The 11,746-nt window shown below is 31.5% G+C and carries 8 protein-coding genes and 1 pseudogene; 3 read left to right on the plus strand and 6 right to left on the minus strand.

Translation table 11 applies throughout. The annotated features are described in order from the left end of the window. Positions 1-260: 260 nt before the first annotated feature. Positions 261-668 carry a C40 family peptidase gene (locus tag BAU28_RS08265; protein ID WP_244158089.1) on the minus strand — a complete coding sequence of 136 codons (408 nt, stop codon included), beginning with the start codon at positions 666-668 and terminating at the stop codon, positions 261-263. Between the two features lie 289 nt (positions 669-957). On the opposite strand from BAU28_RS08265, the gene BAU28_RS08270 reads away from it, so the two are divergent. Continuing rightward, positions 958-1,791 carry a DUF2262 domain-containing protein gene (locus tag BAU28_RS08270; protein WP_071718305.1) on the plus strand — a complete coding sequence of 278 codons (834 nt, stop codon included), beginning with the start codon at positions 958-960 and terminating at the stop codon, positions 1,789-1,791. Between the two features lie 184 nt (positions 1,792-1,975). Here BAU28_RS08270 and BAU28_RS08275 read toward each other — a convergent pair whose 3' ends face one another. From BAU28_RS08275 to BAU28_RS30880, 4 genes and pseudogenes are all read right to left on the minus strand, one after another. Then, on the minus strand, positions 1,976-2,167 hold the full coding sequence (locus BAU28_RS08275) for a hypothetical protein (RefSeq protein ID WP_071718306.1): 192 nt from the start codon (positions 2,165-2,167) through the stop codon (positions 1,976-1,978). 218 nt (positions 2,168-2,385) lie between these two features. Beyond that, on the minus strand, positions 2,386-3,117 hold the full coding sequence (locus tag BAU28_RS08280) for an SDR family oxidoreductase (RefSeq protein ID WP_083594617.1): 732 nt from the start codon (positions 3,115-3,117) through the stop codon (positions 2,386-2,388). 428 nt (positions 3,118-3,545) lie between these two features. Beyond that, positions 3,546-4,376 (minus strand): alpha/beta fold hydrolase, encoded by an 831-nt coding sequence (locus tag BAU28_RS08285; protein WP_071718308.1) that lies wholly within the window; start codon positions 4,374-4,376, stop codon positions 3,546-3,548. Positions 4,377-4,713: 337 nt separating this feature from the next. Beyond that, positions 4,714-4,992 (minus strand): annotated as a pseudogene (locus tag BAU28_RS30880) (hypothetical protein); the annotation flags it as partial. A gap of 1,237 nt (positions 4,993-6,229) precedes the next feature. Between BAU28_RS30880 and BAU28_RS08295 the strand changes: the two are divergent. Continuing rightward, on the plus strand, positions 6,230-6,652 hold the full coding sequence (locus tag BAU28_RS08295) for a hypothetical protein (RefSeq protein WP_002175004.1): 423 nt from the start codon (positions 6,230-6,232) through the stop codon (positions 6,650-6,652). 4 nt (positions 6,653-6,656) lie between these two features. After that, positions 6,657-8,111, plus strand: a complete 1,455-nt coding sequence (locus tag BAU28_RS08300; RefSeq protein WP_025151201.1) for an FtsZ/tubulin family protein — start codon at positions 6,657-6,659, stop codon at positions 8,109-8,111. Between the two features lie 34 nt (positions 8,112-8,145). Here BAU28_RS08300 and BAU28_RS08305 read toward each other — a convergent pair whose 3' ends face one another. Continuing rightward, positions 8,146-8,886: a MerR family transcriptional regulator gene (locus BAU28_RS08305; RefSeq protein ID WP_071718309.1), complete on the minus strand. Its 741-nt coding sequence runs from the start codon at positions 8,884-8,886 to the stop codon at positions 8,146-8,148. Positions 8,887-11,746 lie beyond the last annotated feature (2,860 nt).

Consider the following 11,746-nt stretch of genomic DNA (forward strand, 5'->3'; position numbering starts at 1 on the left):
TTAACATAAGAGAATAGTAACGTGCTTTTAACTTCAAGAATAGTCTAAATCCTTAAGTTGATGGATGTGTGGCGGTCCCCCAATTAGTGATTAAAACCATAAAAAATAGGCGTATCAAGCAAAGTGCTAATACACCTTAAAACTACATTATTAAATAACATGTGTTGTCGTGTAGTATATCTTATATATCTTTAATTACTTTAGATTCAGTATCACATATTAGACTTCAGTTCTTTTTGTGGGACCTTATAATACATTTTTTATTTAACTCGACCATATCCTGCAATATATTTACTCCAATACGTACTATTTAAGCTAGCCTCACCAACTCCGGAATTACTAGCATTATAAAACTTGTTATCACCAATATACATACCAACGTGAGTAATACCTGATTTGCCTGGAACCGTTCCTTTAAAGAAAACTAAATCTCCTGGTTGAAGAGCCTTTCTTTCGATACGTGTAGTACTAGTGTATTGATCTTGCGATGTGCGTGGTAATTTAATCCCCTGTGTTCCATATCCCCATTGCATTAATCCCGAACAATCAAATCCAGTTTGAGGACTATTCCCACCATTAAATAGCCCGATTGCTGAATAAGAAAAAATCCTGCACATCAACACAGGATTTTGATCAAACTTTTTTACAAACGGTATGACTTTTTTCAAAATGGTGCAACTTTCTTTCAAAATCACATGGACATCTATCTATATGTCACCCCCGTCTTTTGGTGATGAACCATTTTATTTCCAAAAATACATTTTGTTGTAACAAAATAGTTGAGATTAATAATGTAACAAATTACTTTTGATACAGTATTTTGTTACAATGAATTCAAGAGTTATGAAGCTCATTATTTTTAAATACAAACGTGACATAAACATTCGTTTTTGTTACAAAACATAGACCAATTATAATAAAACAGAAAAACTCACAAAGTACTTATGCCTGTGGGCGATGAAGGGAATGTGTACGAAATTGAGTAAATCAAGTGAAATAAGTAGATTTGAAAATAGATTCTTAGAAAATGTGATTGAAATAGCAGCTGTCACAGGGGCATTAGGAATTGGTGCATCAAGAGGCGGTGACAACATTTTGTGGACTGCGTCAATTGATTTGATTGCGTGGAAAGACTTACATAACAATGAAACGATTACAAAAGAAGACATACGACTCGCATGGTTGGTTGATGATGCAGAATGGAGAAAATCAAAAGACATTTTGACAGCAAATACAGTTGTAACATTACAGGTGCGCAAGTCAGAAAATTCATTGATGCTTGTTAAGGTTTTGGAAACACCATATAAAGATGATGAGTTGGAAATCATCTTACAAGATGCGATGAAACCGGTTTTTTATCATGATGAGATGTTGGGCGAGTTTGAACTTGATAAAAGAGTGAAAACTTTTGAAAAGAGAATGTCTTGGGCTGGTGAAGAAAGTCATTTATATTTTGATTGGAATGAAGACAAGCATATGATGAAGTCTGCACTGGAAACAGCACATGCACTTTTCAAAGAGCAAGATGAATGGAACATGAAAATGAAAATGTACGCTGCAAAAGAACTGGTAGAGTTAGCAAATGAATGGCTACAAGATGATGATGAAGCAGAAATCGACGAAATTACAAAAGAAATGTTCATCGATTCCATCACATTAAGCAGCATAAGCGTTTATTCAAAAGGTGATTTTGAAATATTCTTTTTGGATGGAGATATATTTTGGGGACATTCTATCATTGTAAGCGGAAATATTCATGAGGGGCTCTCTTCGGCTGAGATTGCAGGATAAAGTGAAACTTCCATCAGTAGGGATTTTCTTCATCCCTACTGATGGATTAGTTGAACCAATCGGGCTCTTACTGCCCTAAAGTAGTGGGATAAATTGTTATACTTTTTGATGTGTACCGATAATAAAGTCGTTTAAAAATCTAAGTTTTCTTCAACAATAGCGCCCGATTGTTGAATAGAATGACTCACATTTTTTTAAACAACTTTATTATCACTAAAACAATTGGCATATTCTCTTGAGTGAGCCAAGAAATTTCAGGAAGAAGTTTCATCACCCAATTAGTAGGGGCAGTTCTTCCAGTAAAGACATCGATAATTTGTTCATTAGGTTCTAAATCAGGTTTAACTTTTTCTTGATATTTAACAGAAATATTCATTTTTATTTCCCTCTCATATTGGGATTTTTAGTTTACTACATAAAGTCTGCCGAATTTAATTTTTTAATCTCTCCTATTAATTCTCTTAACTTCATTTCAAACCCTTCAGACAACCTTTAGGTGAACATCTCCCTTGTGCGACAATGAATTATCAAATTTACCGAAAGAATTCACCACCAAACCAAAGTGTATATTCGTATTAATAAAGGTATAATACTTTAGGAAACCTTGGGACAAGTAAGTGATTTTCCATTGTCTTTAGATGTGATACTTAGCATATACGGTACAGCAACATGTGACCAAGCTTTAGCTGTTGGAGAACTCGATACATACTCTGGTGCACATGACTGTAACATCGAAGTATGAATGCCTCCGCCTGGATCTAGTGCAACTACTGCCAATTCTTTCGGCAATTCTAGTGCCATTGATTGGGTCAAACCCTCTATAGCAAACTTGGACGCGCAATACGGTGCAAGTTCTGCCTCACCGGACCGTCCCCAACTTGAACTAATATTGATTATGATCCCGCGTTTATTATGAATCATAGCCGGTACAAATGCCCTTATCACATTGACTACACCATTCACATTGATATTCATAACATTTGCAAATTCTTCTGAAGAAATAGTCCAAAGCGTTGCATTTTTATTTACAATAGAGGCATTATTAATAAGTAAATCCGGTGCACCGTATCGCTGAAGAATATATTCTCCCCAAGCTTTAACAGCCTTATCGTCCGAAACATCAATGGATTGAAAATCATGTTTGTTGTCAAAATGTCTCTTGATTTGTTCTATCTTACTTTTGGAACGGCCACATCCAACAATCAACCAACCTAGTTCAGAAAAACGGTCAATTAATGACCGACCTAATCCTTGTGTTACCCCAGTGATTATCACAAGTTTTTTATTATTTTCCCTATCCAATTGGTTTCTCTCTCCCTTCAACATTTGGATTCTTAAATTTATTTTACATTTTTTCAATTAATGATACTTGCTACATATTGACTAGATTTTTTACAACTTTAGTAGTAGAATAAAAAAAACAATAAACTGGAAATTTTTTCAAGTCGCTACACTTAGGACAGAACAATAGAATCTATCTCAAAAGTCCTTTTTAAGAAAAAAGTTAAGCATATAAAGCAATAATAAAGTTATTGAATTTTGTTATGAAATATATATAAGCCTTGCACATTTTATTGTAGCAAGGCTCTTTAAAGTTGTTTAATTTCTATCCATTTAATTATATTTGCACTCAAAAATTAATAATAAAGTTATTTAATTCCTATTGAATTAAAGCACCTGTTAGTTAAAGCACAACAAAATGAACTGACAAGCAATAGATATGGAAATTAGGTTAAAGAAGTTAGTGATTGCATTTACTCGCTTGATTTGCAAACCGAATTGCTCCTAATTAGCCAGTCTTTGATTAGTCCTTGTACTATTTTTCGTTTTTCTATCTGAAGCATATGACCAGCACCATCTAAAATGGAAAACGTAGCATTCGGAAATTTTTCTAGAAGAAAGAAGTGATCTTTATACCCACAGATAGAATCTTGTTTCCCTAGAATGATGAGTGCAGGTTGTGTAAGTGTACCTACATTATTAAGTGGTTCTTCAGAAAGAAAATACCCTTTCTCTCTCCAATTTGACATTAAAAAATTTTTATTAGCTAACAATCGTCCAGGTTGGATTTCATTTAAAAAGTATTTAAGGTTCTCTTTATTTTGATAATTCATCAATGTTTCAAAAGCCATTCTTATATCAGAATCCAATTCTATTAATAAATCTTCATCCTTTGTAACGACTATTTTTTTAGGAAGATCTCTATCTTTCAAATGAAGTGAAGTAGCCAGCAAACAAATACTCTTTACATTTTTATGTCTATGGTGCAAAACACCTTGTGCCAAATATCCTCCAAATGAAAAACCAATAAGAGAAAATGCTTGGTTAGGAATTGTCATATTGATAAAATCCAAAATATTTAAAAGCATATCATCTGAAGAGTTGAAATTTTCGTCAATTAAACTTCGACCGTGAGCAGGTAAATCTATATATATTCTCTGAAAACCCTGAATCTCATCAAAAATTGGCTCTATCCAAGCTTTCATAGATTTATGGTCTGTACCCATTGAATGCATTATTAATATTGGAAAACCATTACCTACGGTTTCATAATAAATACTACCTTTTGCAACTAAGCAATCCATCGGAATTTTTCTCCTTATTCATGTTACTTTTATCCGAACCAATTTATGTCCACCTAATATATATAGTTCTGTATTAAGTTAAAAAAACCTTTTGAACTGCTTGAAAGAAAGATTTTCAAATGACTATGTTGTGTATTAAATAACTTTATTATCACAGTACAAAGAAAACAAAAAATAACTCCACAATTAACTTTTGTCGTATATTTTGGAGTTACTTGACGTTTACATTTATGCCTCTCTTTCTAATCACAAGTTCGTTTTCACAGATTTATATCTTGAAAATGTTCTTCTTTATTTTCTTCTATATATTTCATATGTTCTTCGAATTCCATTATTATCACCTATTTAACTTAACCTTTATTAATTGTTCTAACTCGAATACAGACAGTACATTAATGTGTAAAAAGTTTTTTAGAGCATTCCAAAACTCTCCATGATCAATTAATGATACCTGAAGAATGCTTTCCCAAACATCAATCCCAACCTCGTTATATTGAGGATTTCCTTTTATGAGGCAACCTTTTTGTATAGTAAACGAGACCGAATTTGGTTCTACAGCTTGATGAAGTTCAAGTGAAGGAACGAAATCAAGCGGAGCATGTAAATGCATATTATTCAAGGATTATAAAAAGGCTTTTTGATAACAAAGAGTAATTTTCTCTATCATTTATTCGAAAGTTAACTTCTTGTTTGTGGTGAAGTGCCCTCTCCTACTTCTGCTACTGGTTCAGTGTAAAAATTCAACTTTTTCTTTTAGGCGTTTTCTCTTGTATAGGATCATGAATTCACTTAGACAAAAATTAATGGTTGTTTCTACTAAATCATTAGTACGTTAAAAATGTGTCTACAGGTTCTTAACATATAGGTTACATTCACATGAAATTAATCAGTTGTTAATTTTATGTGATGTTGTAATTTCTTAGCGTAATACTATTAGAATGTCTAGGTTTAAGAGATTATTTACAGGAATTTTAAGAACTTGTGCATCAGTCAGCTTAACCTTGGACTCTCTTTTTAACATGTTGAATATAATTTGAGATGCTTTCTGTTGTTCATATGAAATTAACAACCTCTCTTAATGACTTTCCAGGAATGACTGAAATTGACAAGGAATTGAATTCAAATGAGGCACAGAGCATATTTTTTCTGACAACATATACATTAATGTGAGCTAACAAGTACTAAGTGAAGAACAGTGCATTAACATAACATTAACAATTATCGTTCTTATAAGAGATAAATCCTGTTAAAACAACTAGGTAATAAAGAAAAGCTTAGTATGAATTGTTATAAGATCTTCATGAAATCTCCTTAGTAATATAAATACATACATACGTCTGATAGTAGTTGTTTGAGTATTAAAGATTTTAAACGTGATTTATATAAGGTGTATAAATAAGGTTTGTATATAAAGTTTTTATAAGCATCTTATAAAAAAATATTAACATGTAATGGATATATAAAATTTAATTTACCGTTGATATAACGGCATTTTTATATACGACTTATATATAAGGTTTGCATATAAGTCGTATAATAATATTTGTGAGTTTCATGTTAATAAGAAGAGGTTATTTTTTATGTGTTTTTATCAATTTTATTCTGGATATTTTAGTATTCTTTATTGAAATGTAAATCACATGAAATTTAAGATTGATATAACATGTATACGCGTTATATATACGTCGTATATATAAACCCCTATAAAATATAGGGTATTTCTGATTTGTTTGTTATAAGTCTTATATATAAGTCCTATATACAAGTTTTATTTATAATGACTTGATATACAACGTGTAATGATGTACTATGTTTCTAGGAATAATTAACCAATGCTTTAAGGGGGGGACAACTTGAACGAGGTTTTAAGTGAAAAATATCAAACAATCAAGTTTGTAGATGAAGTAGTAAACATGTTTGCTGATATACTTGAACAAGATGAGATACTCTACAGTGTATTTCTATACATAGGAAACGTAGTAAATAAACAATTTCAAGAGACAAAGTACATGAGGGGCATATCTATTAATGAAATAGTGGAAAATGTAGTTATTGATAGGAGAGTAAAGAAGAAAAAAGGAAAATCCTATTCATTAGAAGTTGAACGTACAAATATATCTAGACGTTCAGCAGAAATAAGTGTGAGTACGCTATCATCAATGTCTTTAATCTATGAAAAGACTATGCATCCATATAAATTTTTAATCTCAACTTATAGAGGACAACAAGTACTTATTGAGTTAGGGAAAAGAAAAAAGGTAAATAAGGAGAGATAAAATAATGGCAAAAAACTTCTTGAAGAATGAAGTAGCAGTTAAAATGACGATGGTTGGATTTGGTCAAGCTGGTACTAGAATGGTAGATAAATTTGCGGAATATACACATACAGATGGCACAGCAGTATATAATTGCTTAGCACTAAATAGTAATGATGGAGATCTAGCTGAATTAAAAAATGTACCAAAAAGCAATCAAGTTTCACTTAAATTAGGTGGTTTAGGTAAGAACCCTGAGCGTGCGGTAAAAGTTCTTGATTCAAATGAGGAAGCAAAAGAAAAACTAAAAGAATTTATTACTGAGCGTGTAAGACCTTCTGATGAACTTGTTTTATTCTTTGCAGGTTTAGGTGGAGGAACAGGAACTTCTACAATCATTAAAGCTATTGAAGAATTTTCGGCTTTTCATAACAAGCCAGTAATCAGACAAGAATTACAAAAAGTTGCGCAGGAATATCCAATGGCTGAAATCAAAGCAAATCAAGCAAAGTTTGCGAGAATTGCCTTTGAAAATGCTATTGAGCGCAAAGACTTTATTAAAATGGGGATTGTTGTAACACTTCCTGTCCGAGCAGATGGGCCGGATGTATTACGACAAGTAAATAAATTTTCACAGGAGATTTGGAAATTAGCAAATGATAAATCAAAAGGTGTAGCATTTGTAGTATTTGCTGATAACCAGCACTTTTACGATGAATTTAAGGAATTAAATGAAAATGAGAAAAAAGGTATCGCCAATTCACGAGATTATGCAAATCAACGCATTAGTGAAATTATTCATGAGTTAAATACAGCTGCCAATGGATCTGGTACATCTGTAATACTCGATTCTCAAGACTTTAAACGTATTTTACTTGAGAAAACGGGCTGTTTAGTAATTAATAAGGTTTCACGTAATATGAACCAGATAGAAAATAGCCATGCAATTATAGAGATGTTCCAAGAATCATTAAGAGGCAGCTCTTTCCATCCCCCAATTGATTTGATGAAGAAGAATAACGACGGTTCTGTTGAAGCGTCAAAAGTACATCATTTTGGTATGCTCGCTATCTTAGATGAGCAAAAAAACATTAATGATTCCTTTATGGATGATGCTAAGGTAGAAGTTTCAAATAATCTACCTATAAATGGTACAGTTTTTAACGGATATTTGGTAAGTAAGAATGATTTCTTAGGAAGTGTATATACGTTCTATAAAACTGATGCATTACCATCGAGATTATCTAAAGGGTTAGTTGAAGAATTTAATGAGTTTAAAGAAAGACAAAGCCAAATTCAGTTTACAAAGTCTCAAATTAGTACTATCGAGAGTATAGATGAGGATGAGGATTTAGGTTTTGCATTTGGAGATTTTATCGATATGGGTAGTGATGAAGAAAATAATGATGCTGGAGCAAATGAAGATGCTGAATTAGCGGATTTTCTAGATCCAGATAAGATGTTCGGCACTACAAAATAATAAAAAAGTCTGGATCTTTATCCAGACTTTTTTATTATTCCACAGTATTCATAAGAGATTTTATATAATCAATAATATTATCCTGTATATACTGCTCAATGAAGAGTTGTTTTTTACCCAAATCTTCCTCTTTTTTAAACCAACCTACTTTTCTAGTACGTTCTTCTTCAGATTTACTATTCCACAGGCTTTCTGCTTGTTTTCTTAGTTCCTGTCGTGCTCTATGCTCAATAATGAAATTATCAAGTCTATCTTGGCGTTGACGTAATTTTAGGGTTTCTGCATCTTCTGGTTGCGGTAACTGTTTTAGTATATTTTCTACCCTCTCTTCATAATGAGATTGGATATGTTTTATTTTTTCTTCTAACTGTTTAGTTACCATTTTTTCAATAATTTCTGCAGTGGCTTGAAGGTTTAATTCAGTAGATACTTCACTTGTTTGATGCTCTGGTGATACTGGTCTTAAATCAAATTGGTGTGGTAAAAGGTCAATAATTGCATCTAAAGACCATTTCTCATCCCTTTTTTGCTTTATAAATAGAGCAATTTCAAGATCTAAAGTATTATAGAGTTTTTCGTTTGTATTTTGGGTTCTTAACGTTTCGTGAAGCCCTTTTTCCTCTAGAATATTGAACCAATTATAAACTGTATTATGATGACGTCCGACTAGTTTAGAGAATTCCGTTATCCGCCATGCTTTTTCGAAAACATTATCATTTAATATGTCATCATCGTTAATTTGATGGTCTTGTGTTCCGTTTTTTTGCTCAATCATTGTAACTACCTCCTTAAAAATCAACTCATGAACACCCAATTTGTAATTAACATGTGAACTGAAATTAACATGTTAGACAGTATTTCGATAATATTCATGTGAATCCCTACTTATTCAGTAACTCACATGAAATGTAAAATTGACATGTAATTGAATGTTTGTTAACAAAACATTAACTGTTGATACAGAATGCACTCGATTTGTTGATGTTATTGTTAACTCTAAGTATATAAATAGTAATGTTCTATCAATGGAAATGCCTATCTTTTATGTTTGTTACATTACTGATAGTTGCCATGAGATTAACAAATCATGTTACTTAATATTAATGATAAGGAAATATAGGTGTTTTGTAAACAAGTTATAAGGATATAATCAATGATGTTACGGAAAAACAACCAGATTAAACTAGGAAACTTAAATTATTATGTATAAAAGCTAGAAAAAAAGGTAATAATACTACTAATTTAGTAGTATTTCGTGATCTAGGACCAGAATCTACATAAATAAACTTTAAGAGTTAATTCCCGCTCTATGCTGCGATTAATATGATATGTATGAGTATTTTAATACGGTATGGAATACTTGAGGTAGATTTATGTAGTTACGTTAATACTAGTGATTTCTAAACAGCCTAATGACATCGTTTATCTAATATAAAACAGCATTTTTTATATTAAAGGCGGAAATCATCTGATTTAGGACTAGATTTTGGCTTAGTACTGAGATTAACATGAGATATGAAATTGACATAGAAAGGATTGTGAAGTGATGATCTTTGCTAATTGTTAATGTCTTATCAACCGAAAAACTATCAGATACTGCTGTATTTGTGGTATCTTTCTTAAAGTGTGCCCTTTTATATAGTGTGTTTAGTAATTACTTTAATTAATATGAAGTTCAAATGTACTAAAATTCTATTCCAATCAATTAAACAAGTCTTTTGATACCTCTTTAATGTTAGTTAATTAATTGTGGGCACAAATAACATAATAAATAAAGAGAATAAAACTAACATACGCATCAGTTGTCAAACGATCCTGGCAAGAATACCTACAATATTATCATTAACATGAGATTGATATTTAAACACTTCACCATATCTATTGTTAATTTCATATCAACTAAAAAGATAAAATATTAACAGTGTAGTATCCGATCTAAATTTTATGAAACTACAATGTTTATGGGAGTATGTCAAAAAAAAACAATTGCGAGCTGTCAAATAGGTTATCAATAGATTGAAGTTTGTATTTGATTAGAAGTTTTATATTTTGTTGCAAGTCCAGGTTGTAGGCTCTATAGCTATTTATAATTCTTTCTATTAAGAAGTGTTTCTTATAAGGTTGCTAATGATGTCAAATGAATATGTACACTTATTGTGTTAAAAATGTTGATATAAAATTAACAGTTCTCTTCGTGTGTATGATTACATGTTAATGTTAGTTGATATGTTAATGTTAAAGTGTTTGTAAAATGAGTTTCTATTGTTTACATCACATTAATATGGGGGTTAATTATATATTAAGCAGTTTTAAAAAAACGGCTGCATATAAAGATTCTGGAGTTTTTGTACAAAAACTCCAGAACTCTTGTAAATAATTTCTTAGAAATAGTATTATGCTAAAACATGTTTGATTGACATGGGAAAGTTTGTTCAAATGAAAGTGACAAGAACCTGAATGCATATTGTTTATAGTAAGAAGTTATCTATAGTGCAATTCCAAGTGGTAGGCCCTTTAGCTATTTATAATTCTTTCTATTAAGAAGTGTACCTTATAAGGTTGCTAATGATATCAAATGAATATGTATACTTATTGTATTAAAAATGTCGATATGAAATTAACATTTCTCTTTGTAGGTCTGATTCCATGTTAATGCGAGTTGATATGTTAATGTGAGTATGTTTTGTGAAATGGGTTTTTATTGTTTACATAACATTAATATGGAAGCTAATTATATATTAAGCAGTTTTGAGAATTCGACTGTATATAAAGAGTGTAAGGTTTTTGTACAAAAACTCCAAATTTCTTGTAAGCAATCTCCTAGAAATAGTATTATGCTAGAAAAGGTTTGATTGGCAGGGGAGAGCTTGTTTAAATGAAAGTGACAAGAACCTGAATGCATATTATTAATAATAAGAAGTTATCTATGGTGCAATTCCAATTTTTATTTAGACTAATTATAGGTTGTATTTCTTATAGAACTTGAATGAGAAGAGGTATTGACATTTAAGTTTTATAAAGATAACCTTGTACATAAATGTCAATTGTTTAAGAATTATATACAATTAAACAAATTTAAAATTCTTGCTAAACGGACACACCGAAGGCACATAGCCTGCCATTGGTGTGTCTTTTTTGTGTTTTTTGGAGGGGAGTAAAAGAAAACTGTAAATACACACATGAAATTTTCCAAACAGAATTTTAATATTCATGAGGTTAAGTTTTTTGATGGTCTATTTAACATCTTCAAGTTTGCTTGGATCGTAAGTTCGTAAAAGAGACACCTTTTTCTAGAGTAGTAATATCAGTATGTTCAAGTTGTATAGATTTTTTGCACCAGAACCAGATATAGCTCTAGTTCCTGTTGGTTTGCTATGAATAAGTGATGTTATGTAAGAAAGGTGGTACAAGTTAATAGATGGCAATAGGTAAGATGCCCCTAACGGATTGATGCAAGGGTTAATCTTATCTATTGTCATCTACATTCAAATATAAAGTATTAGAAATGATGGTTATAGCTAACTGGTATATCCATTCTAGGGAAGCCGCCCATACCCATTCCAGGGAAACCGCCCATACCCATTCCGGGGAAACCGCCCATACCCATTCCAGGGAAACCGCCCATACCCATTCCA

It is taken from the genome of Bacillus paramycoides (assembly GCF_001884235.1).
GTDB lineage: Bacteria > Bacillota > Bacilli > Bacillales > Bacillaceae_G > Bacillus_A > Bacillus_A paramycoides.

Bases quoted from the DNA above. Each gene is read 5' to 3' on its own strand.
- BAU28_RS08270 (WP_071718305.1), top strand. From the start codon at position 958: ATGAAGGGAATGTGTACGAAATTGAGTAAATCAAGTGAAATAAGTAGA.
- BAU28_RS08275 (WP_071718306.1), bottom strand. From the start codon at position 2,167: ATGAATATTTCTGTTAAATATCAAGAAAAAGTTAAACCTGATTTAGAA.
- BAU28_RS08280 (WP_083594617.1), bottom strand. From the start codon at position 3,117: ATGTTGAAGGGAGAGAGAAACCAATTGGATAGGGAAAATAATAAAAAA.
- BAU28_RS08285 (WP_071718308.1), bottom strand. From the start codon at position 4,376: ATGGATTGCTTAGTTGCAAAAGGTAGTATTTATTATGAAACCGTAGGT.
- BAU28_RS08300 (WP_025151201.1), top strand. From the start codon at position 6,657: ATGGCAAAAAACTTCTTGAAGAATGAAGTAGCAGTTAAAATGACGATG.
- BAU28_RS08305 (WP_071718309.1), bottom strand. From the start codon at position 8,886: ATGATTGAGCAAAAAAACGGAACACAAGACCATCAAATTAACGATGAT.